22 protein-coding genes are annotated in these 22,544 nt (G+C 72.1%); 16 read left to right on the plus strand and 6 right to left on the minus strand.

Annotated features, from left to right (window positions below; genetic code table 11):
* The first annotated feature begins 6 nt into the window (after positions 1-6).
* Both BLV76_RS04980 and BLV76_RS04985 read left to right on the plus strand, forming a co-directional pair.
* Complete coding sequence (locus tag BLV76_RS04980) at positions 7-438, plus strand: hypothetical protein (protein ID WP_139306489.1); 432 nt, start codon at positions 7-9, stop codon at positions 436-438.
* A 78-nt stretch (positions 439-516) separates the two neighbouring features.
* A complete protein-coding gene (locus BLV76_RS04985) occupies positions 517-981 on the plus strand; it encodes a GNAT family N-acetyltransferase (RefSeq protein WP_217630265.1) in 465 nt (154 codons plus the stop codon).
* Here BLV76_RS04985 and BLV76_RS04990 read toward each other — a convergent pair.
* Both BLV76_RS04990 and BLV76_RS04995 read right to left on the minus strand, forming a co-directional pair.
* Positions 968-2,761 carry a sensor histidine kinase gene (locus tag BLV76_RS04990; protein WP_090968139.1) on the minus strand — a complete coding sequence of 598 codons (1,794 nt, stop codon included), beginning with the start codon at positions 2,759-2,761 and terminating at the stop codon, positions 968-970. The genes BLV76_RS04985 and BLV76_RS04990 overlap by 14 nt on opposite strands.
* Positions 2,762-2,861: 100 nt before the next feature.
* Positions 2,862-3,770 carry a LysR family transcriptional regulator gene (locus tag BLV76_RS04995; RefSeq protein WP_090968140.1) on the minus strand — a complete coding sequence of 303 codons (909 nt, stop codon included), beginning with the start codon at positions 3,768-3,770 and terminating at the stop codon, positions 2,862-2,864.
* Positions 3,771-3,882: 112 nt separating this feature from the next.
* Between BLV76_RS04995 and BLV76_RS05000 the strand changes: the two genes are divergently transcribed.
* The 7 genes from BLV76_RS05000 (at position 3,883) to BLV76_RS05030 (ending at position 9,750) form a co-directional block, all read left to right on the plus strand.
* Positions 3,883-4,884, plus strand: a complete 1,002-nt coding sequence (locus BLV76_RS05000; protein WP_090968141.1) for a Bug family tripartite tricarboxylate transporter substrate binding protein — start codon at positions 3,883-3,885, stop codon at positions 4,882-4,884.
* A 68-nt stretch (positions 4,885-4,952) separates the two neighbouring features.
* Positions 4,953-5,495 carry a tripartite tricarboxylate transporter TctB family protein gene (locus BLV76_RS05005; protein WP_090968142.1) on the plus strand — a complete coding sequence of 181 codons (543 nt, stop codon included), beginning with the start codon at positions 4,953-4,955 and terminating at the stop codon, positions 5,493-5,495.
* A gap of 14 nt (positions 5,496-5,509) precedes the next feature.
* Positions 5,510-7,060: a tripartite tricarboxylate transporter permease gene (locus BLV76_RS05010; RefSeq protein ID WP_090968143.1), complete on the plus strand. Its 1,551-nt coding sequence runs from the start codon at positions 5,510-5,512 to the stop codon at positions 7,058-7,060.
* A complete protein-coding gene (locus BLV76_RS05015) occupies positions 7,057-7,452 on the plus strand; it encodes a universal stress protein (protein WP_090968144.1) in 396 nt (131 codons plus the stop codon). The genes BLV76_RS05010 and BLV76_RS05015 overlap by 4 nt, the downstream gene beginning before the upstream one ends.
* A gap of 8 nt (positions 7,453-7,460) precedes the next feature.
* Positions 7,461-8,726 carry a glucarate dehydratase family protein gene (locus BLV76_RS05020; RefSeq protein WP_090968145.1) on the plus strand — a complete coding sequence of 422 codons (1,266 nt, stop codon included), beginning with the start codon at positions 7,461-7,463 and terminating at the stop codon, positions 8,724-8,726.
* Between the two features lie 43 nt (positions 8,727-8,769).
* Complete coding sequence (locus BLV76_RS05025; RefSeq protein ID WP_090968146.1) at positions 8,770-9,411, plus strand: SRPBCC family protein; 642 nt, start codon at positions 8,770-8,772, stop codon at positions 9,409-9,411.
* Between the two features lie 3 nt (positions 9,412-9,414).
* Positions 9,415-9,750 (plus strand): ArsR/SmtB family transcription factor, encoded by a 336-nt coding sequence (locus tag BLV76_RS05030; RefSeq protein ID WP_090968147.1) that lies wholly within the window; start codon positions 9,415-9,417, stop codon positions 9,748-9,750.
* Positions 9,751-9,919: 169 nt separating this feature from the next.
* Here BLV76_RS05030 and BLV76_RS05035 read toward each other — a convergent pair whose 3' ends face one another.
* From BLV76_RS05035 to BLV76_RS05045, 3 genes are all read right to left on the minus strand, one after another.
* A complete protein-coding gene (locus BLV76_RS05035) occupies positions 9,920-10,594 on the minus strand; it encodes a FadR/GntR family transcriptional regulator (RefSeq protein WP_090968148.1) in 675 nt (224 codons plus the stop codon).
* The gene (locus BLV76_RS05040) at positions 10,591-11,748 is read right to left on the minus strand and encodes an L-talarate/galactarate dehydratase (protein ID WP_090968149.1); all 1,158 of its coding nucleotides are present in this window, start codon (positions 11,746-11,748) and stop codon (positions 10,591-10,593) included. Before BLV76_RS05040 ends, BLV76_RS05035 begins: the two co-directional genes overlap by 4 nt.
* A gap of 83 nt (positions 11,749-11,831) precedes the next feature.
* Positions 11,832-12,758 (minus strand): 2-hydroxyacid dehydrogenase, encoded by a 927-nt coding sequence (locus BLV76_RS05045; RefSeq protein WP_245734545.1) that lies wholly within the window; start codon positions 12,756-12,758, stop codon positions 11,832-11,834.
* A gap of 110 nt (positions 12,759-12,868) precedes the next feature.
* Between BLV76_RS05045 and BLV76_RS05050 the strand changes: the two genes are divergently transcribed.
* From BLV76_RS05050 to BLV76_RS05070, 5 genes are all read left to right on the plus strand, one after another.
* The gene (locus tag BLV76_RS05050; protein ID WP_090968151.1) at positions 12,869-13,780 is read left to right on the plus strand and encodes an AEC family transporter; all 912 of its coding nucleotides are present in this window, start codon (positions 12,869-12,871) and stop codon (positions 13,778-13,780) included.
* 17 nt (positions 13,781-13,797) lie between these two features.
* The gene (locus BLV76_RS05055; RefSeq protein WP_090968152.1) at positions 13,798-15,216 is read left to right on the plus strand and encodes an FAD-binding oxidoreductase; all 1,419 of its coding nucleotides are present in this window, start codon (positions 13,798-13,800) and stop codon (positions 15,214-15,216) included.
* Positions 15,217-15,238: 22 nt separating this feature from the next.
* Positions 15,239-15,682 carry a DoxX family protein gene (locus BLV76_RS05060; RefSeq protein ID WP_090968153.1) on the plus strand — a complete coding sequence of 148 codons (444 nt, stop codon included), beginning with the start codon at positions 15,239-15,241 and terminating at the stop codon, positions 15,680-15,682.
* Between the two features lie 72 nt (positions 15,683-15,754).
* Positions 15,755-17,614: a reprolysin-like metallopeptidase gene (locus tag BLV76_RS05065; protein ID WP_090968154.1), complete on the plus strand. Its 1,860-nt coding sequence runs from the start codon at positions 15,755-15,757 to the stop codon at positions 17,612-17,614.
* 113 nt (positions 17,615-17,727) lie between these two features.
* Complete coding sequence (locus BLV76_RS05070) at positions 17,728-18,930, plus strand: MFS transporter (protein ID WP_090968155.1); 1,203 nt, start codon at positions 17,728-17,730, stop codon at positions 18,928-18,930.
* A 13-nt stretch (positions 18,931-18,943) separates the two neighbouring features.
* Here the strand turns inward: BLV76_RS05070 and BLV76_RS05075 are convergent, their stop codons facing one another.
* Positions 18,944-19,777 (minus strand): CPBP family intramembrane glutamic endopeptidase, encoded by an 834-nt coding sequence (locus BLV76_RS05075; protein ID WP_245734546.1) that lies wholly within the window; start codon positions 19,775-19,777, stop codon positions 18,944-18,946.
* 103 nt (positions 19,778-19,880) lie between these two features.
* On the opposite strand from BLV76_RS05075, the gene BLV76_RS05080 reads away from it, so the two are divergent.
* Both BLV76_RS05080 and BLV76_RS05085 read left to right on the plus strand, forming a co-directional pair.
* On the plus strand, positions 19,881-20,879 hold the full coding sequence (locus BLV76_RS05080) for a hypothetical protein (RefSeq protein WP_090968157.1): 999 nt from the start codon (positions 19,881-19,883) through the stop codon (positions 20,877-20,879).
* Positions 20,876-22,537: a WXG100 family type VII secretion target gene (locus tag BLV76_RS05085; protein ID WP_090968158.1), complete on the plus strand. Its 1,662-nt coding sequence runs from the start codon at positions 20,876-20,878 to the stop codon at positions 22,535-22,537. The genes BLV76_RS05080 and BLV76_RS05085 overlap by 4 nt, the downstream gene beginning before the upstream one ends.
* Positions 22,538-22,544: the final 7 nt, after the last annotated feature.

Consider the following 22,544-nt stretch of genomic DNA (forward strand, 5'->3'; position numbering starts at 1 on the left):
TGGGGCATGGCCGTGATGTCACCCGAGGCGCGGACGACTGCCGCGCCTGTCCGCCCACGCCCCGTGCTCGCCCTGGTGGTCGCGCTCCTCTGCGCGGTGCCGTACGCCATCGGGCTGGTGCTTCCCTACTACGTCGCCGGGCTCCAGCACCGGCCCGCCGGCGAGACGCTCTACCTCCACGACCTCGACGCCCTCTGGCCCTACGACACCGCTCTCGGCGGGATCGTGTCGGTGATCGCCGTCCTCGGGATCCCGCTCGCGCCGTTCGTCGCGACGGCCGTGGCCGGGTGGTCGGCGCACGGCCTCTGGGCAGGGCGCCACGAGGCGAACCGGCGCGAGGTCGCGCTGCTCGTGGCGGCCGTCGTCATCGCCCTCGCGAACCTCGCCTGGCTCGCGACCCCGCTGTCGAACGACCTGATGGTCTGGTTCCTGGACTGACGACCGAGGGGTCTCGAGACGGGCGCTGCGCGCCCTCCTCGACCAGCACTGGGTGGGGCAGGTGGCACGATCTCCCTCGTGCAGATCGCTCGCGCCGACTTCGACGACCCGCGGCTGGCGGCCTTCCTGCAGGCGCACCTCGACGACATGGAGAAGACGTCGCCGCCGGAGAGCCGGCACGCGCTCGACCTGTCCGGGCTGCAGGCACCGCACGTGCGGATGTGGGTCGGCCTCGACGACGAGGGGATCGTCGGCACGACCGCGCTGGCGGCGATGACGGCCGACCACGAGGAGCTCAAGAGCATGCGCACCGAGCCGCGCGTCCGCGGGCGCGGGGTGGCCGGGCAGATGCTGGCCCACGCGATCGAGGACGCCCGGGCGCGAGGCGTCGTACGCATCTCCCTCGAGACCGGCAGCATGGAGTTCTTCGAGCCGGCGCGGAGGTTCTACGCGCGAGCGGGCTTCACGCCGTGCGACCCGTTCGGCGCCTACCGGCCGGACCCGAACAGCACGTTCATGACGCTGGAGCTCACTCCAGGTTGATCGTGTTGACCACCGTGCCGACGTAGGCCGGCAGGGTGATCGTCGCGGTCGTGCCCTCGCCGCGCTCGGAGCTGAGCTCGATCGTGCCGGAGTGCCGGTCCACGATGCGGGCCACGATCGCGAGCCCCAGGCCCGTGCCGGGCCGGACGAGGGCGGCGGGGTTCGTGGAGCGGAAGAACTCGCGGAACAGCTCCTGCTGGTCGGCGTCGGAGATGCCGATGCCGATGTCCTCGACGGTCGTGACGACCGAGCCGCCCTGCGAGGCGACGCGGACGATGACGTGGCCGCCGGCGTCGGAGTACTTGATCGCGTTGGTCGTCAGGTTGGTCAGCGCCCGGTGCAGCTCGTCGGGCTGGCCGCGGACCAGCACCGAGCCGGAGGGGAGCTCGGCGGTGCAGGTGACCGAGGCAGCCTCGGCGCCGGCGCGGCACTCGTCGAGCACGTCCGCCACCACCCGGCGCATGTCCACGGGCACCGGCTCGAACTCGCGCTGCGGATCGGACATCTGCGCCATGGTGAGCATGTCGTCGATGACCGCACGCATCCGTGAGGCGCCGCGGGTGGCGGCCTCGACCGAGTGCCGGCCGTCCTCGTCGAGGATGCTGACGTCGAGCAGCTCGAGGTTGGCGCTCATCGAGAAGAGCGGGTTGCGCAGCTCGTGGCCGAGGGTGTTGACCACCTCGACGCGATAGCTGTCGAGCTTGCGGAGCCGGTCGACGACCGCGCGCTCACGCTCGAGCTGTCGGGCGTTGGCGATGGCCGTCCCGAGGTCGCGGCCGATGTCGAGCGCGGCGTCGCGCTCGACCTCGGTCCACTGGCGCGTGTCCGAGACCCGCGTCAGCACCAGGAAGCCGAGGCACTCGGTGCCCCTGCCGAGCGGGACGAAGAGCACCGAGCCGATGCCGATCCGGTCGAGGAAGCCCAGGAGCTGGTCACGGGTCTCGACCGGGAGCCCGGGGTGCGCGGGCACGGACCGGGAGAAGGGGGCGACGTACTGCTCGGCCCAGTAGCGGTGCGCGAGATCCATCACGACGTCATCGATCTCGGAGTAGGGCGGCTCGACATCGCTGCCGCGCACGTAGGACGTCGTGGTCGCCCCGCCGTCCTCGTCGAAGGCGGTCAACCACAGGCCGACGGCGTCGAAGCAGTCGACCAGCGTCGAGCGGCAGGCCGCGAGCACCCGGTCGAGCGTCCCCTCGCCGAGCGCCTGGCGCACGATCTCGCGCGCCTCGGTCGCCATCCGCACCTTCTCGTTGAGCTGCTCGCGCTCCAGTGCGAGCAGCACCAGGGTGCGGGCGACGCCTGCGTAGCGGGTGAGGACGTCGAGCTTGTCGGGTCCCGGGACCCGGCCGTCGCGCGGGCTGTCGACACCGAGCAGGCCGCGGAGCTCGCCCTGGTCGTCGTAGAGGGGGGCGAAGAGGGAGTCGAGCGGGTGCCAGGCGTCGTCGCCGTCGAGCGGCGTCAGGTCGGGGATGTGGCTGTAGTCGAGGACCTCGTCGCCGACGCGGTCGTGCGGGACGAAGCGCCACGCACCCCAGTCGTCGGACCGTTCGATCTCGCGCTCGATGGCGCCGGTCGGGGTCACCGACCCGACGAACCCGTCGGCGACGGAGGCCGCGACGACCACCTGGAAGGAACCGTCGCGACGCAGCAGGATCGCCGACTGCTCGAAACCCGCGAGCTCGGCGACCCCCTCGACGAGCACCTGCAGGTGTTCACGGGTCTGGTCGTCCGCCCACGGCGTCACCTCGCGATCGCGAGCCTCGTCCTGTCCCTGCATCCACAACCCCCTGCCGGCGCCGTCGACCGGCACGTCGTCACCAGCCAAACACGTCAGTCCATGCAGGGGAACCTTGACTCGCTGTTCGGGCGGCGAGTCGTCAGGCGCGCGCGGTCACCACGTCGAGCACACGGCGTACGACCGGGGTGACCGCGTCGCGCGACCAGATCGCGTGCAGCTCGACCGGCTTGTCCGGGTCGGCGTCGACGCGCGTGTCGCCGCCGTGGTGCGCGAGCTCCTTGAAGACCACGCCGTCGACGTGCAGCGACTCCGCCGAGGCGGGGGCGAGCGTCACGCCGCGGTCCGCGGAGACGAGCAGCATCGCGGTCAGCACCTGGTGCACCCGCTGGTCGATGCGCGGGTGCGCGTTGGCGAAGAAGCGCACCGACAGCTCGTGGAAGTAGCGCGACTGGTCGGGGTTGTAGCCGATCACGGTCTCGCCCTCGAAGTCGTCGGAGCTGAGCGGGTGGTCGACCGCCGCGAGCGGGTGGGCTGCCGGCACGACGGCCATGAACGGCTCGCGCAGCACGACCCGCGACCGCAGCAGTGTCGTGTCGAACGGTGGTCGCGCGAGGCCGATGTCGAGCTCGCCGCGACGGATCCCCTCGACCTGGTCGTTGGTGACCCGCTCGGAGAGCACGACCTCGACGTCGGGCAGCTGGGCGGTGAGCCGGCGCAGCAGCGGCCCGAGGATGGAGATCGCGGAGACGGCGGTGAAGCCGAGGCGTACGACGCCCGCGGCCCCCGCGTCGACCCGGCGGGCGAGGTCGCCGGCCCCCTCGACGAGGTTGAGCAAGCGGTGCGCCTCCTCCAGGAACGCCCGGCCCGCACCGGTCAGCTCGACACGGCGGTTGTCGCGCTCGAGCAGCCGCGCCCCCACCGACTTCTCCAGCTTCTGGATCTGCCGCGACAATGGTGGCTGCGTCATCTGGAGGCGCTCGGCGGCGCGCCCGAAGTGCAGCTCCTCGGCCACCGCGACGAACGAGCGGACCTGGTCAAGCGTGATCACCGACCGAGACTACGATGCACGAACTGGATCAGTCCATGCCGAATCGGGCTTGGACCGGCATCGTGCGGAAATCCTAGTGTCGGTGGTCACACACCGAACAAGGAGCACCACCATGCGCAAGCAGTCCCTCGCCCTGGCGTCCCTCGCCGCCGGCACTGCCCTCGCCCTCACCGCATGCGGCGGCGTCTCGACGACCACCGGTGGCGGTGGCGACGGCGACTCCTACCCGTCGGGCTCCGTCGAGATGTACGTCGGCGCCGACCCGGGTGGCTCCTCCGACCTGATCTCCCGCCAGGTCTCCACCGGCCTCACCAACGAGCTCGGCCAGCAGTTCCCGGTCATCAACCTGTCGGGCGCCAACGGTGCGCTGGCCGCCAACAAGGTGCAGTCCTCCGACAACGACGGCTCGGTCATCTCCGTCCAGAACGCCTCGCTCTTCGCCATCACGCCGCTCGCGGTCGCCGAGGACGAGGTCACCAGCATCGACGACTTCGACGTCGTCGGCGGCGTCTCCCGCGACGACTACGTGCTCGTCACCAACGCCAAGAACGGCTGGAAGTCGATCGACGACCTCAAGGCGGAGGGTGGGCGCATCACCTACGGCACCACCGGCGTCGGCACCGGCGCCCAGCTCGCCTGCGCCCTCACCTACGAGGTCGGCGACATCACCTCCGAGGCCGTGCCCTTCGACGGCGGCGCCCCGGCGCTGACCGCCCTCCTGGGCAACCAGGTCGACACCGCCTGCCTGCAGACCGGCGAGGCGATCGAGAACATCAACAACGGCAAGCTCACCGCCCTGTCGGTCTTCGCCCCCGAGCGGATCGAGTTCCTCCCCGACGTGCCCACGGCCACCGAGCAGGGCCTCGACGTCGAGGTCTACCAGTACCGCTTCCTCACCACGCCGAAGGGCACCCCGCAGGACGTCAAGGACACCCTCTACGACGCGATGCAGGCCACGTTCGAGACCGAGGACTACCAGGCCTTCAACGAGCAGAACAGCCTCACCCCGCTCGAGGTGACCGGCGACGAGGTCGTCGACATGCTCAACAGCGACCGCGAGCGCTACGCCTCGCTCGTCGAGGAGTACGGCATCAGCCTCGGTGACGCCGGCTGATCCAGCGCCACCCACCGCACCACACCGCACCACCCTCCCCCGCACACGCATCACGTAAGGACCAGACGATGAGCGACGAGCGCACCGCCACAGGCAGAGGTGGCCCGGACATCCTGGACGAGATCGAGGCCGAGGTGGCCGAGACCCTCGCCGAGGAGGAGCTGCCCCCGGGCGGCCCGGCCTACCAGACCGTGGGTGCGCTCGTCGCCCTCGCCGTCGGCATCGGCGGCCTGGTCCTGGCCCTCGACTACGGCCTCGACAACCTCCGCCGTCCCGGTCCCGGCCTCTGGCCGTTCGTGATCTCCGTCCTGATCACGGTCCTCTCGGTCGTGCTGCTGATCACCGGCCGCAAGCTCGAGGACAGCGTGTCCTTCAGCAGGGCCAGCGTCCTGCCGGCGATCGGCGTGCTCACCTTCATCGCGCTCGGCGTGATGATGCCGCTGACCGGCTTCGAGATCCCCTCGCTCATCCTCTGCGTGGTCTGGCTCCGCTTCCTCGGCGGTGAGACCTGGCGCAGCACGATCACCATCTCGGTCGCCACGGTCGCCGTCTTCTACTTCCTGTTCCTCTACGGGTTGAGCATCCCGCTCCCCCACCTGCTGAACTTCTGAGAGGAGGCAGCCACATGAACGACTTCCTCAACGGTTTCGCCGTCGTCGCCCAGCCTGACGTGCTGCTCTACTGCCTGATCGGCGTCCTGATCGGCATGCTGATCGGCGTCCTGCCCGGCCTCGGCCCGGCCGCCACCATGGCCATCCTCCTGCCCATCGTCATCCAGATCGGCGACCCGATCTCCGGCATCGTGATGCTGGCCGGTGTCTACTACGGCGCCCAGTACGGAGGCACGATCACCTCGGTCCTGCTCCGCCTGCCCGGCGAGGCGAGCTCGGTGGTGACCGTCTTCGACGGGTTCGCCCTCGCCAAGCAGGGCAAGGCCGGCACCGCCCTCGGCGTGGCCGCCATCGGCTCCTTCATCGGCGCCACCGTCTCGATCGTCCTGCTCAGCCTCACCGCCCCGCTCGTCGCGAGCTGGGCCGTCGACTTCGGCCCGCCGGAGTACGCCGCCCTCGCCCTGCTCGGCGTGCTGCTGGTGTCCACCATCGGCAGCGGCAACACGGTGAAGGCCCTCATCGCTGCCTCGATCGGCCTGCTCCTCGCCACCGTCGGCCAGGACAAGTTCAGCGGCGCGCAGCGCTACACCTTCGGCAGCCTCGAGCTCAGCCAGGGCATCGACTTCGTCGTCGTCGCGATGGGCCTCTTCGGCGTCAGCGAGATCCTGCACAACCTCGAGGAGCGCCACGGCAAGCCGCACGTGCCGGCCCGGGTCACCAACATCTGGCCCTCGCGCAAGGACCTCAAGGAGGCCTCGCCCGCGATCGGCCGCGGCACCGTCATCGGCTTCTTCCTCGGCGTGCTGCCGGGCGGTGGCGCCGTGATGTCGTCGCTGGCGGCGTACGCCACCGAGAAGCGCATCTCGAAGACTCCCGAGGAGTTCGGCCGCGGCTCGATCAAGGGGGTCGCCGCCCCGGAGACGGCCAACAACGCCGCCGCCACGTCGTCGTTCATCCCGCTGCTCACCCTGGGCATCCCGGCCAACGCCTCGATGGCGATGCTCTTCGCCGGCCTGCTCGTCCTGGGCGTCACGCCCAGCCCGGCGCTGGTCGACGAGAACCCCGACCTGTTCTGGGGCGTCGTGAACTCGATGTACGTCGGCAACATCATCCTGCTGCTGCTGAGCATCCCGCTGGTCGGCATCTTCGTGCGCATCCTGCGGATCCGGCCGGCGATCCTCGCCCCGATCACCGCGCTCATCACGATCCTCGGCGCCTACACGCTCAACAACTCGACCTTCGACGTCTTCCTGATGATCATCTTCGGCGTCCTGGGCTACCTGATGAAGAAGGGCGGGTTCGAGCCCGGCCCGATGGTCCTCGCGTTCGTGCTCGGCGCGATCCTGGAGAACAACGTCCGCCGCTCGATGATCATCTACGACGGAGACCCGACGGGCTTCGTGAAGGACCCGATCTCCGGCACGATCCTCGCCGCCTTCGTCCTGGTGGCCCTGTGGCCGCTGGGCAAGAAGCTCCTGTCCGGCCGCACGCAGCAGCCGGCCGGGCAGGCCACCACCTCCGGCTCCGACGACGGCGCCACCACCCGAGAGGACTCCCTGCGATGACCATCCTGATCGGCTACGTCCCCAGCGCCGTCGGCGAGGCGGCCCTCGAGGCCGGCCTGGCCGAGGCCGCCGCCCGCGGCGACGAGGTCGTCATCCTCAACAGCCCGCGCCGCCGCAGCACCGTCGACGGCGAGCTGATCGACGACGCCGCCGCCGACGAGCTCGTGGTCCGGGCGTCCGCGCTCGGCGTCACCGCGCAGGTCGACCACTCCGACCACGGCGACGACATCGTCGAGACCTTCACGAAGGTCGCCGCCGCCCACGGCGTGCGCCTCGTGGTGATCGGCATGCGCCGCCGCTCGCCCGTCGGCAAGCTCGTCACCGGCAGCGACGCGCAGCGCCTGCTGCTCGACCTCGACGTCCCGATCCTCGCGGTGAAGCCGACCAGGTGAGCCCACGCGTGTCACAGCTCCGCATCTCCCGCGTCACCGTCACGCCCGTCGCGTTCGAGGACCCGCCGCTGCTCAACGTCGTCGGCGTGCACCAGCCCTACGCGCTGCGCGCGATCGTCGAGCTGCACACCGACTCGGGCCTGCTCGGACTCGGCGAGACGTACGCCGACGAGGTGCACCTCGCGCGGCTGGAGGCGGTCGCTGCCGGGCTGCCCGGCCACGACGCGTACGACCTGCACGGCCTGCGCCGCCACGTCACCGACGTGCTCGGCCGGGAGACCGGCGGGGGCGGTGCGTCGTTCGGCGGGATGCTCGACGTCGACTCCGCGGTCGACACCGTCTACTCCCCCTTCGAGGTCGCCTGCCTCGACCTCCAGGGCCACGCCGCCGGCGTGCCCGTCTCCGACCTGCTGGGCGGCGCGGTCCGCGAGACCGTGCCGTTCAGCGGCTACCTCTTCTACAAGTGGGCCGGCCACCCCGGCTTCGCCGACGACGCGTGGGGCGAGGCGCTGACGCCGGCCCAGCTCGTGGAGCAGGCGCACCGGATGGTGGACGGCTGGGGCTTCGGCTCGCTCAAGCTGAAGGGCGGCGTGTTCGCGCCCGAGCAGGAGTGCGAGGCGATCGAGGCGCTGCGCTCCGCGTTCCCGGACATGCCGCTGCGGCTCGACCCGAACGGCGCCTGGACCGTCGAGACCTCGCTGAAGGTCGCCGCGCGGCTCGCCGGCGTCGTGGAGTACCTCGAGGACCCGACTCCCGGCATCCCCGGCATGGCAGCCGTCGCCGCCGGCACCGACGTACCGCTCGCGACCAACATGTGCGTGATCGCGATGGAGCACCTGCCGCCCGCGATCGCGCAGGACGCGGTCCAGGTCGTGCTGTCCGACCACCACCTCTGGGGCGGGCTGAAGAAGTCCGCGCTGCTCGGCGGGATCACCGAGGTCTGGGGCATGGGGCTGTCGATGCACAGCAACTCCCACCTCGGCGTCTCGCTCGCCGCGATGGTCCACCTCGCCGCCGCGACGCCGAACCTCACCTACGCCTGCGACACCCACTACCCCTGGAAGACCCAGGACGTGATCACCGACGGCGTGCTGTCGTTCGTCGACGGGTCCGTGGCCGTGCCCACGACCCCTGGCCTCGGCGTGACCCTCGACCGCGACAGGCTCGGCGAGCTGCACGAGCTCTACCTCTCGTGCGGTGTCCGCCGCCGTGAGGACACCGTCTACATGCGGTCGATCCAGCCGGACTTCGAGGTCAACACCGCGCGCTGGTGATTCATCCTTGACTTATATAAGTCACGCATGAACTACTAGAGCCATGTTCGACGTAGCGAAGCACCTGGGCGCGACCACCCGCGCCGTCGAGGACAGCACCCACGAGGGCACGCCCGTCAAGGTCGTGGTCGCCTCCCGCACCTACCCCACCGACGCGGCCGACCTCTGGAACGCCGTCACCGACCCCGAGCGGATCCCGCGCTGGTTCGCACCCGTGACCGGCGACCTCCGCCTCGGCGGCCGCTTCCAGGTCGAGGGCAACGCCGGCGGCGAGGTCCTCGCCTGTGAGGAGCCGCAGCACCTCGCGATCTCCTGGGAGCTCGGGGGCGACACCTCGTGGGTCGACGTGCACCTGGTCGAGGAGGCCGACGGCACCACGCTGACCCTCCGCCACGCGGCCGACGTGTCCGGCAACGAGCACTGGTCGACGTACGGCCCCGGGGCTGTCGGCGTCGGCTGGGAGCTCGGCCTGATGGGGCTGGCCGAGCACCTCGCGACCGGGACGGCGATCCCCCACGAGGAGGTCGAGGGCTGGGGCGCGTCGGAGGGCGGCCAGACGTTCATGGGCGGCTCGGCGACCCAGTGGGGCGAGGCCGACGCCCTGGTCTCGGGTGACCCCGAGGCCTCCCGCGCGGCGGCCGCCCGGACCGCCGCGTTCTACACCGGCGCCGAACCGCCGGCCTGAGCCGTGCACGCCTTCGACGTCCTCGGGGATCCCGTGCGCCGTCGCATCCTCGAACTGCTCGCCGCCGACCCGACCGGCGAGTCGAGCGCCGGCGACGTGGCGTCGGTCGTGCGCGAGGAGTTCGGCATCAGCCAGCCGGCCGTCAGCCAGCACCTCAAGGTGCTGCGCGACCACGGCTTCGCGACCGTGCGCGCCGAGGGCACCCGGAGGCTCTACGCCGTCGACCCCACCGGCCTGCGGGAGGTCGACGCCTGGGTCGAGCAGTTCCGGGCCTTCTGGGACGTCCGGCTCGACGCCCTCGCCACCGAGGTCGCCCGGGGCAAGAGGTCCCGCCGCTGACCTCCTGAGCGGTGAGTGAGCCACATTCCGAGCCTCGAGAATGTGGCTCACTCACCGCCCACCGGCGCGGCGTACGACGACACGCCCGGGGGCGGTGCCACAGCCACATTCCGAGCCTCAGGAATGTGGCTCACACACCGCCCCCGCGAACCGGGGCGAGCCCAGAAGGTCACGTCACCCGACGACGAGTGTTGCCGAGGTGGAGCCGCATGGCGGCGCGGGCGGTGTCGACGTCGCCGGCGAGGACCGCGGCGGCGACGTTGTCGTGCTCGCGCTGGACGCGCTCGACGTGGGTGGCGTCGGTCATGGAGTACGCATCCCCGAGGCGGGTGCGGGGCAGCATGATCATCATCGGCCCGAGCGAGCCGAGCAGGTCGACGTAGAAGCGGTTCTGCGTGGCGCGGGCGATCGCGAGGTGGAAGGCGAAGTCGGCCTCGACCGCACCTTCGTGACCGGCTCGCGTGAAGCCCGAGAGGGCGGACGAGATCGCGGTGACGTCCGCGCCCGTGTGGTGCAGGGCGGCCAGAGCGGCGGCCTCGGACTCGACGCCGATGCGGAAGTCGAGCATCGCGGTGACGTCGGCGTTGGTGCGGATGGCCGACGCCTCGACGAGGAACGACGACGACTCGGGGACCGCCAGCACGAACGACCCGCGGCCCTGCTGGGTCTCGACGAGGCCCTCGGCCCGGAGGCGGGTGACCGCCTCGCGCACGACGGTGCGGGAGACGGCGTACTCGTCGATGAGCTCCGCCTCCGAGGGGAGCTTCGCGCCCGGCGCGAGGTCGCCGGCCAGGATCTTGTCCTTGAGGCCGGCGACCACGCGCGCGGAGAGGGTGGAGCTCATGCGGTGAAGGTAGCGGTCTCCAGCGTGAGCTCGCGCATGCGCTCGGTGAGCGTGAAACCGAGGCCCGGGCGGTCCGGAACGAAGATCTGGCCGTCGCGGATCTCGATGCGCTCCTCGAAGAGCGGGTTGAGCCACTCGAAGTGCTCGACCCACGGCTCGGTGGGGTACGTCGCCGCGAGGTGGAGGTGGATCTCCATCGCGTAGTGCGGGGCGAGGTCGAGGCGGTGGTGCGCGGCGAGGGTGGCGAACTTGAGGAACGGCGTGATGCCGCCGATGCGCGGGGCGTCGGGCTGCACGATGCCGCGGTAGCCGGCGTTGACCAGGCCCATGTGCTCGTCGACCGAGGTGAGCATCTCGCCCGTGGCGATCGGGGTGTCGAAGGTCTGCGAGAGGTCGGCGTGGCCGACGTGGTCCCACGCGTCGAGCGGCTCCTCGATCCAGACCAGGTCGAACTGCTCGAGCTCGCGGCACATCCGGCGGGCACGGGCGCGGTCCCACTGCTGGTTGGCGTCGACCATGAAGGGGCCGTCGCCGAGGTGCTCGCGCAGCGCGGCGACGCGGCGCAGGTCCTCGCGCCAGTCGGGCTGGCCGACCTTGATCTTGATGCCGCCGATGCCGGACTCGATCGAGGCCGACGCCTTCTCCTTGATCTCCTCGACAGAGGCCTGGAGGAAGCCGCCGGAGGTGTTGTAGACCCGGCACGAGTCACGGTGCGCGCCGAGCAGCTTGGCGAGCGGGAGGCCGGCGCGGCGGGCCTTGAGGTCGTGGAGCGCGACGTCGAGCGCGGCGACGGCCTGGGTGGCGACGCCCGAGCGCCCGACCGAGGCGCCGGCCCACATGAGCGACTCGTAGATCTTGGCGATGTCGCTCGGGTCCTGGCCGATCGCGCGGTCCATGACCTCCTTGAGGTGGGCGTACTGCGCCTTCCCGCCGGCGCGCTTGCTGTAGCTGAAGCCCATGCCCTCGAAGCCCTGCTCGGTGGTGAGCTCGACGAAGAGCATGACCGTCTCGGTCAGCGGCCTCTGCCGGCCGGTGAGCACCTTGGCGTCGCTGACGGCGTAGGGCAGCGGCAGCACGACGTGCGACAGCGTGACGGAGCGGATGCGGTCACCGGTCGTCGCGGTGGCGGCGGGTGGGGTCAGGGTCTGCGTCATGGGGCTTCCTCGGGTCGTCACGAACTTGTATGATGAGTTTGCAACTCATTACACAAGTAAGTCAAGAGGAGGCGGGGACCGTGTCAGCCGACGGGTGTCAGCAGCTTCCCGCTGTCGAGGTACGCCGCCACGTTGGCGAGGGTGAGCTCGGTCATCGCCTGCCGGGTCTCCACCGTCGCGCTGCCGATGTGCGGCGTGAGCACGACGTCGTCGCGCTCCAGGAGGGCCGCCGGGACGGTCGGCTCGGACGCGAACACGTCGAGGCCGGCGCCGGCGATCGCGCCCGAATCGAGCGCCGCGACCAGCGCATCCTCGTCGACCACCGAGCCGCGGGCGATGTTGACCAGGAAGCCGTCCGGACCGATCGCGTCGAGCACCTTCGCGTCGACGAGGTGGCGCGAGCCGTCGCCCCCGGCGGCGGCCAGGACGAGCACGTCGCAGCCCTCGGCGAGCGTCACCACGTCGGGTGCGTAGGAGTACGACACGTCAGCGCGCGGACTGCGGTTGTGGTAGCTGATCGTGGTGCCGAAGCCCTCGAGCCGGGTCGCGATCGCCAGCCCGATCCGGCCCAGGCCGACGATGCCGACGCGCGTGCCGCTGACGCGACGGGCGAGCGGCGGGGTGCCTCCCGCCGCCCAGTCGCCGCGGCGCACGAACCGATCGGCGGCGGAGAGGCCGCGCAGGGTGTCGATCAGCAGGCCGACGGCCGCGTCGGCGACGCAGTCGGTCAGCACGTCGGGGGTGTTCGAGACGACGATCCCGCGACGGCCCGCCTCGGCGACGTCGGTCGCGTCGTGGCCGACGCCGAAGTTCACGATCGCCTCGAGCGCCGGCAGCCGGTCCAGGTGCTCGGCCCGCACGCCCCACACGCCACTGGTCACCGCGACGCGGACCGTGGCGGCCTCCTCGGGGGTGAGCTGCGACAGCTCGCGGGCGTCGTACTCCTCCTGGAGCGGGCCCACCAGCTCGGCTCGCAGCGTGCCCACCATGACGACCGTCGATCCGCTCACGCCATCCACAGGGGGACCGTAGGGGCGGCCCGTGAGCATCGTCCATTGCCCGTCGGGCATGACCGACCCGGTGCCCCGGGCCCGCGAACGGCTGGAACGATGGGTCCGACATGGACCTGCTGATCGGCTTCACCACGATCCTCGTCGTGATCGCAGCCGGCGTCGGGCTCGCGCACGTCGGCGTCCTCGACGCCCGTTCGCAGCGCACCCTCGGCGAGATCGCGTTCTTCGTCGCCTCGCCGGCCCTGATGGTCGTCACGATCAGCAAGGTCCACCTCGAGACCGCCACCAAGAACCTCGTCGCGAGCTCGATCTCGCTCGCCGTCTGCTTCGTGCTGTACGTCGTCCTGGCGCGGCTGCGCTGGAGGCTGTCGAGCGGCCCGCTGCTGATCGGCGCGCTCACCTCGTCCTACGTCAACGCCGGCAATCTCGGCCTCGCCGTCGCGGCCTACGTCGTCGGCGACATCACCGTCGTGGTGCCCGCGCTCCTCGTGCAGATGATGGTCGTGCAGCCGGCCGCACTGGTGATGCTCGACCGGATCACCGGCCGCGGCGAGGGCTTCGGCAAGGCCGCGCGCAGGCTCGTCACCAACCCGCTCACCGTCGCCGCGGTCATCGGCGTCGTGCTCGCCCTGACCGGATGGCGGCTGCCCGAGGTCGCCGAGGCACCGTTGGAGCTGATGGCGGGCGCGGCGATCCCGATGATGCTGATGTCCTACGGCGCCGCGCTGCGTCTGAGCCCGGCGCTCGGCAAGGCCGGCCACAACGGCGAGGTGCTGCTCGCGACCGTCCTCAAGCTCGCGGTGATGCCGGTCGTCGCGTGGGCGGTCGGCGCCGCGCTCGGCCTTGAGGGGACCGTGCTGCTGGGCGTCGTCGTCACCGCCGCCCTGCCGACCGCGCAGAACATCTTCCTCCACGCCACGCGCTACCGCGTCGGCGAGGACGTCGCCCGCGAGACCATCCTGATCACGACGCTCGCCTCGCTGCCGGTGGTGCTCCTCATCGCCGTCGTGCTGGGCTGACCATCCCTGGAGAACCCATGACCGACCTCCTCGACCACCTCCGCACCGCCGTCGGCGACGCGCACGTGCTCACCGCCGACCCCGACGTGGCCGCCTACGTCGTCGACTGGACGGGGATGTACGCCGGCCGCGCGCTCGCCGTCGTCCGGCCCGGGTCGACCGCCGAGGTCGCCGCCGTCGTCGCCGCCTGCCACGAGGCCGGGGTCGCGATCGTGCCGCAGGGCGGCAACACCGGGCTCGTCGGTGGCGGCGTGCCCGACGCGAGCGGCGAGGCGGTGGTGCTGTCGCTCGGCCGGATGCGGACCGTGCGTGCCGTCGACCCGGTCGCCGGCACGATCACCGTCGACGCCGGGGTCGTGCTCGCCGACGTGCACGCGGCGGCCGCGGACGCGGGCCGGCTGTTCCCGATGTCCCTCGGCTCGGAGGGCAGCTGCACGATCGGCGGCAACCTCGCGACCAACGCCGGAGGCACCGCGGTCCTGCGCTACGGCATGACCCGCGAGCTCGTCCTCGGCCTCGAGGTCGTGCTCCCCGACGGCCGGGTGTGGGACGGGCTGCGCGGGCTCCGCAAGGACAACACCGGCTACGACCTGACCCAGCTCTTCGTCGGCTCCGAGGGCACGCTCGGCGTGATCACCGGCGCCGTGCTCCGGCTCTTCCCGGCGACGCCGCGCCACGCGACGGCGTGGGTCGCCGTCGCGTCGGTCGAGGCCGCCGTCTCCCTGCTGGGCGTCGCGCAGTCGCGCGCCGGCGCCCACCTCTCGACCTTCGAGATCGCCAACCGGCAGGCGGTCGACCTGGTGCTCGCGCACCTGCCCGGGGCGACGGACCCGCTGGCCGAGCCGAGCGACTGGTACGTCCTGGTCGAGCTCGCCGGGGCGGCGACCGAGGAGGGCCTCGACGACGCGCTCGAGGCGATCCTCGGCGAGGGGGTCGAGGCCGGCCTCGTCGCCGACGCGGCCATCGCCGGCAGCCCGGCCCAGCGGTCCGCGCTGTGGGCGCTGCGCGAGGGCATCTCGGAGGCGCAGAAGGTCGAGGGAGCCACGCTCAAGCACGACGTCACGCTCCCCATCGCCGACCTCGCCGCGTGGGCGACCGCGATGGCGCCGGTGCTCGAGGAGGTCCTGCCCGGGGTCCGTCCGGTGACCTACGGACACGTCGGCGACGGCAACCTGCACTACAACGTCAGCGCACCCGTGCTGGACGGGAAGGGTCGCGACGCCGAGCTCCTCGCGGCGGCGCCGGACCTCTCGAGGGCGATCTACGACTCCGTCGCCGCCGGCCACGGCTCCATCAGCGCCGAGCACGGCCTCGGTCGGTCGAAGGCCGTCGCGGGGTCGTCGTACAAGTCCGGGGTCGAGGTGGACCTGATGCGCGCGGTAAAGCACGCGCTCGACCCCCGCGGCCTGATGAACCCGGGCGTGCTCCTGCCCTGATCGCGAGAACTAGGCTGGCCGCATGAAGGCGCAGACGATCGGACGCATCCTGCTCGGCTCGGCGATGGTGGGGGCAGGCGTGCTGCACCTGACCACCCAGCGCCAGGAGTTCCAGGCGCAGGTGCCCGACTGGTTCCCGATCGACGAGGACGTCACGGTCGTCGGCTCGGGCGTCGTCGAGATCGCGCTGGGCGGTGCCTTCGTCGCGCTGCCGAAGCACCGCGGCACGATCGGCGCGCTGCTCGCGGCCTTCTACGTCGCGATCTTCCCGGGCAACATCGCGCAGTACGTCGAGGGCACGGACGCGTTCGGCCTCGACACCGACCGCGCCCGGTTCGTCCGGCTCTTCTTCCAGCCCGTGCTCGTCCTCTGGGCGCTGTGGGCGGGCGGGTTGCTGACCCGCCGCGCCCAGCGGAGGCGGCAGGCCGAAGCGCTCGCGACCGAGGACGTCGACACCGGCGAGTGAGAGGCTGCCCCCTCACGGTTTGGACGCTGCCCGCTCGGGGCACGTACGACCTCGAGAGAAGGGGGACTCCACATGCCGACCCGCAAAGTCCTGTCCAGCATCGCCGGCCTCGCCACGATCGCGCTCGCCGCGTCGATGGTTCCCGGCAACACCGCCACCGCGGCTCCCGTCGCGAAGCCCGGGAAGGTCGACCTGCTGTCGACCTCCGACGGCCCCACCCGCGCACCCGGCCTGACCGGTGACCGCTCGCGCTCCGTCGCGATCGACGAGTCCGGCCTCGACGCCGCTCGCGCGGGCGACCGGCTCGCGATCGACCTCTTCGGCGGCGAGTCCGTCACCGCGGTCGTCGACGCGCAGCGCACCGTCGACGGCGTGACGTCGTGGACCGGCTCGCTCGCCGGCGAGGGCGGCACCTTCGCGGCCGTCGACGTCGACGGCTACCGCCACATCACGATCAGCTCCGCCGAGCGGGGCACCTACGAGGTCACCAGCACCAAGGCCGGCGACTACGTCCTGACCGAGGTCCCCGCCTTCGCCGGCGAGGGCAAGGACGCGATCCTGCCCGACGAGGCCGGCGCCGACCACGCCGACCACGCCGACCACGCGGCGCCGCGACGCCAGGCGCCCGCCGCCGGTGGCGATGCCGCGAGCGCCGAGGCGCCCGACACGGCCGAGGACGCCGCGAGCACCATCGACGTCGCGATCGTCTACCCCGCCTCGCTGGTCGCCGAGCTCGGCGACGGTCCGATGCGCGCCCAGTTCGCGCTGGGCATCACGCAGACCAACCAGGCCTTCGCCGCCTCGGGCATCCCCACCCAGGTGCGGCTCGTCGGCACCCGCCAGCTCGCCCAGCCGCAGCTGGCGAGCACCCAGTCCTCGCTCTACGCGCTGCAGAACCCGTCCGACGGCCAGTACGACGAGGTGGCCGGGTTCCGCGAGGAGGTCCACGCCGACCTGGTCAGCATGTGGCACTCCAACTACCCCGGCAGCATCTCGTGCGGCATCGGCTACATCGGATCGGGTGACGCCAAGAACGACCCGAACTACGCCTTCACCGCGCTCTACGGCCCCAGCTGCGCCACCGGCAACATGACGTTCGCCCACGAGCTCGGCCACAACCTCAGCGCCGACCACGACGCCGGCGCCAGCTCCCCGCCGTCGTCGCGGGGCAAGGCCTACGCCCGCGGCTACGTCGACCTCGCCGCCAGGACCTACACCGTCATGGCCTACCCGAGCGCCTGCGACGCGGCCGGGGTGTCGTGCACCCGCGCCGCGGTCTACTCCGGCCCGGGCGTGCTCTGGAACGGCATCCCCCAAGGCAACCCGGCGATCGACAACACCCGCGCGATCAACGAGCAGATCGGGCTCGCGGCCAACTACCGCCAGTCGCAGATCTACCCCGGGACCGTCGCGATCACCGGCTCGGCCCGCTACAAGGGCACCGCCGTCGCCACCCCGGCCGGCTGGACGCCGGCCGTCAGCTTCAGCTACCAGTGGTACGTCGACGGCGTGGCCGTCCCGGGTGCAGTCGGGGCGACCTACACCCCCGGCGCGTCGCTGATCGGGCACGCGCTCAGCGTCGGCGTCGTCGGCAGCGCTCCCTTCTACAGCTCGGTCGGCCTCGGCAGCGCGCCCGTGGCCATCGGCAAGGCGACCTTCAAGACGAAGCGGCCCAAGCTGAAGGGTGTGCCGCGCGCCGGTCGCGTCCTCACCGTGAAGCTCAAGGGCTGGAAGCCCAAGCCCGGCAAGAAGGGCGTGAAGGTCCGCTACCAGTGGATGCGCAACGGCAAGAAGATCAAGGGCGCGAAGAAGGCGTCCTACCGCCTCGGCCGCAAGGACCGCGGCAAGAAGGTCTCCGTCGTGGTCAAGGTGAAGAAGAAGAACTACGACACCGCGAAGAAGAGCTCGAAGAAGGTCAAGGTCCGCCGCTGAACCCCTCGCCGGGTGGGGCGACGGGTCAGCAGCCCGCCGACCCACCCGGCGGGACCGGCGTCGATCACGCCCACCTAGGCTGGCTCCGTGAAGGCCGCGATCGACGCCCGCGCGTGAGGCGCACCGACACTGCCGGCCGTCCCGCGCTCCCGGCCGAGATCCGCGTCCTGCTCGTCGCCGCGTTCCTGATCGCGGTCGGCTACGGCCTCGTCTCCCCCGTCCTTCCTGCCTACGCGCGCAGCTTCGACGTCGGCGTCGCGGCCGCGTCCGTGGTCGTCTCGGCCTTCGCGTTCTTCCGGCTGGTCTTCGCACCGGCCGGCGGGGCGCTCGTCCAGCGGCTCGGTGAGCGCCCCGTCTACCTCGCCGGCCTGCTCGTGGTCGCGGCGTCGTCGCTGGCCACCGCCTTCGCCCAGTCCTACGTCCAGCTCCTGGTGCTGCGCGGTCTCGGCGGCATCGGCTCGACCATGTTCACCGTCTCCGCGATGGCGTTGCTCGTGCGGCTGGCGCCGCCGGCGATGCGCGGGCGCGTCTCCTCCGGCTACGCCAGCGCGTTCCTGGTCGGCGGGATGATCGGTCCGGTGCTCGGCGGTGCGCTCGCCGGGTTCGGGCTGCGCGCGCCGTTCATCGTCTACGCCGTGGCGCTGGTGGCCGCGGCCGGGATCGTCGGCGTACGCCTCAGCGGCGCCCGGCTGCGTCCCGCCGAGGCCGCCGGGCCACCTGCTCCGCCGATGCGGCTGCGTGAGGCACTGGGGCACCGGACCTACGTCGCCGCGCTCGGCTCCGGCTTCGCCAACGGCTGGTGCAACTTCGGCGTCCGGGTGGCGGTGCTGCCGCAGCTGGCCGTGGCCATCCACGACGACACCTGGGTCGCCGGCGTCGCCCTCGCCCTGGCAGCCGCCGGCACGGCCGCCACCCTGCAGGTCTCCGGGCGGCTGGCCGACTCGCTCGGCCGGCGCCCCCTGGTGGTGGTCGGACTCGTCGTCACGGCGCTGTCGCTGGGTCCGCTCGGCCTGAGCAGCTCGCTCGTGGTGCTCCTCGTCCTCTCGGTGCTGTCCGGGATCGGCGCCGGGCTGGTCAACCCGGGCCAGCAGGCCAGCGTCGCGGACGTGGTCGGGTCAGGTCGCAGTGGCGGCACGGTGCTCAGCACCTTCCAGATGTCGCAGGACGCCGGCGCGATCCTCGGCCCCGTCCTCGTCGGACTGGTCGCCGACCAGGCCGGCTTCGGCTGGGCCTTCGCCACGACCGCCCTGGTGAGCCTGCTCGCCATCCCCCTGTGGCTCGCCGCGCCGGAGACCCGCCCGGTCGGGACCGCCTGAGCCGACCCGGGCCCTAGAGCGTCGGCAGCCAGTCGACGCGGCCAGCCAGGACGGCGTACCCCACGAAGGCACCCACGTCGAGCAGCGTGTGCGCCACGACGAACGGCATCACCCGCCCCCAGCGGCGGAAGAGGTAGCCGAAGAGCAGCCCCATCGCGAGGTTGCCGACGAAGCCCCCGAGGCCCTGGTAGAGGTGGTAGCTGCCGCGCAGCAGGGCCGCGAGGCCGATCGCCGCGGAGTCGCCGAAGCCGAGCTGGCGCAGCCGCACCTGGACGAAGCCGAGCACGATGAACTCCTCGAGCACGGCGTTCTCCGCGGCCGCGAGGACCAGCACCGGCGTCCGCCACCACTCCCCCGGGAGCGACTGCGCGACCACGGTGAGGTTGGTCCCGAGCGCGAAGGTGGCGAGGTAGAAGACCACGCCGACCGACCCGACGCCGGCCGCGAGCACCGCGCCGCGTCCCCAGTCACGCAGGCCGTGCCAGCCGCCGTCGCGGGCCCAGACCTCCCGCAGGCAGCTGCCGGAGCGGACCAGGAGGTACGCCGCCAGCGCGACGGGCACGAGCGCGAAGCCGATCCGCAGCAGCTGGTAGGTCAGGTCGAGCCAGGGCCGGTCGGGGGCGAGCGAGTTGTTGAGGTTCGCCGCCTGCGAGGACAGCGGTCCCGGCGCGGTGAGCGCGGAGACGAGGCTGACGACGGAGTAGATCGCGCTCCGGCCCAGCGACACGAGCAGGACGATCGCGAGCTCGGCCCAGAGCAGCGCCCTCGCCAGGTCGGGCACCCCTCCGGGCACCGGCGTGTCCGGCAGTTGCCACCACCGGCGCGCAGTGGTGGTCGTGGTGCTCACGAGGGACAGCATCCCCCAGCCGGCTGAGCCGCCGCTGAGAGGACCGTGATCGGTGGACGTGGTTTCGGTTTCCTCGGCCGATCGCGGGGGCAGACTGCTCTCCATGCCCCGCACGCGGACCACGCTCGCCGCCTCAGCAGTCCTGCTGCTGCTGGCGACCGCGTGCGCGTCCGGCGGCGGCGACCGCGAGGCCCCGGCCCCGTCCGACGACCCGTCGTGGACGACGAGCACCGACCCCGTCGCGACGGACGGGCTCGTCTGGGCGGAGGGGAGCGTCGTGCACCTCCCCGACGGCAGCACCGTCGACACGGGCGGCGCGATGACCACCTACGTCGTCGCCGGCGACGGCGTCTACTTCACGCCCGCCGACGGCGACGACGTCGACCACGCCAACATGACCACCGGCCCGCTGAGCTTCGCCGACCGCGACGGCGCGATCGTCGAGACCGGCCTGACGGTCTACGTCGAGTCGCTCGGTTCCTCGCCCGACGGGCGCTACCTCGGGGTCGTCGACGCGACGTCCGGCCCGGAGGACGACTTCAGCGACTACCACCAGGCGACTGCCGTCGTGGTGGACCTGACGACCGGCGAGCGCGTGGTCGACACCACCGACGGGATGGGCGACCCGACCGAGGACGACCTGGCCCACGACTACCCCGAGACCAACCTCAGCGTGCGGTTCCCCGACGCCGGCACCGCCTACGTCGAGGGGCTCGGCGGCATCGCATACGCACTGCCGGGAGGCGAGGGCACCGAGGTCGACCCGATCGACTCCCCCGTGCGCAGCCCGCTCGACCCCACGAGCCCCGACGGCCGGTGGCGGATCGACGACCGCGGCGCGCAGCCGGTGCTGCTGTCGGCCGACGGCGAGCGCCTCCGCCCCCGCACCGGGACCGACTCGTGGGAGCCGGGCTGGTGGCTCGACGACACGACGGTCCTCGGCGTCGCCCCGACCGGGCCGGGCGGGACCCGGTCGGTCATCACCTGCGTGGTCCCCGACGGGGCGTGCACCAGCGTCGAGGGCACCGCGGGCGCCGTCGTGCGCCTGCCGGTCGACACCTCGCCGACCGACCTCCTCGACCTGGGCGGAGCACCGCAGTGATCGACCCGGAGATCGAGTACCGACGGCTGGTGTCCGGCAACCCGGGCGCCGTCACCGGCGCCGCCGACACGTTGCGCGACGTCGGCCACGACCTCGACGACGCCCGCTCGCGCATCCACGACGCCGGCGCGACGACCGACTGGACGGGCGCCGCCTCGGCCGGCTTCGAGGCGCGGCTGGCCCAGCTGGCCAGCGGCGTCAACGTCAACCGCACCATGCTCGCGCGGGCCCGCGGGGCACTCGACACGGCTGCGGCGGCGTACGACGTCGCCGTGCAGAACGCCGACCACTACATCTCCTTCTGGCGCAACCGGCCGAGCGGCCTGCTCCCCGTGCTCGAGCAGGTCCTCGGCCTCGCGGTGCAGGCGCGACTCGTGGAGACCGGGGCGACCTACAGCCAGCAGCTCACCGGCATCGCCGCGGTGATCATGGGCGACGACGTCGACCTCGACGAGCTCGACGCGGAGACCCGGAAGTGGGTCGAGCAGGGGCTCGAGAAGAACGAGGAGTGGGCCAGGGAGAGCGGCAGCACCTTCGGTCCCCTCATCCCCAACACCGCCGCCACCGGGGACGAGCGCGGCCTCACGCCGCAGGGCCTGGCCTACGACCCACGCACCGGGACCTACGTCATGACCTACTACTCCTCGGACGGGTCGACGATCGCGCTGGTCGACAGCGTGACCGGCCAGGAGATCGGCGACGTCGACCTGGGCGGCACGACGACGGCCGACGCGCCCTCCCACGCGGGCGGCGTGAGCGTGCAGGGCGACGACGTGATCGTCGTCGACAAGGGCCGCGTCTACACCTACTCGATGGCCGACATCCGCGACCAGCAGGACGGCGCGACGGTGACGCCCTCGTCGGTCCAGGACGTGCCCGGCGGCGGGTCGTACTCCGCCGTCCACGACGGCCGGCTCTACCTCGGCGACTACGCCGCCGACAAGCTCTACGTCTACGAGAAGGACGCCTTCGGCGACTGGCAACCGGTCGTCGACAGCTCGACCGGCAAGGCGGTCTCGATCGACACGCCGCCCAAGGCGCAGGGCGTCGTCGTGCGCGACGGCGAGTACGTCTTCAGCACCTCGCCGAACCGCTTCGACGAGGGCTCGCTGATCGTGCAGGACCGCGACACCGGCGAGCGCAGCGACCCCTACTCGCTGCCCAACATGTCAGAGGGCGTCGTCGAGGTCGACGGCAGCTTCGTCACGCTCTACGAGTCCAGCGCGGAGAAGTACGACGACGACGGCAGCTCGTGGGGCTGGGTCCCCGGGGTGCCGGACGACGACGACCTCTGGTCCAACCCGTACCTCACCGTCACCCCGCTCTCGAGCCTCGGGCTCGGCGCGGACTTCGACGTGAAGCCGGGCACGCTGCGGCAGGCCTCCGACGAGCTCGACAAGCCCGCCGGCCGGCTGATGACGGCCTCCTCCACCGTGGCCGGCGTGCACGTCACCGGCCTCGACCTCGGCCAGGTGCCCGGCTGCGCGAAGCTCGCCTCGGCGATCAGGCAGCTGCTCGACGTGTCGGCCGACAGCCTGCGGTCCGGCTCGCAGGCCGTCGGCCTCACCTCGGACAACCTGATGGCCGCCGCCCGCGACTACGAGCGGTCCGACTCGCTCGTCGACGGCCTCTTCGGCACCCTCAACCCCTTCGACTGAGCGGCCC

The organism is Nocardioides exalbidus (assembly GCF_900105585.1).
In the GTDB taxonomy this organism is placed as follows: Bacteria; Actinomycetota; Actinomycetes; order Propionibacteriales; family Nocardioidaceae; genus Nocardioides; species Nocardioides exalbidus.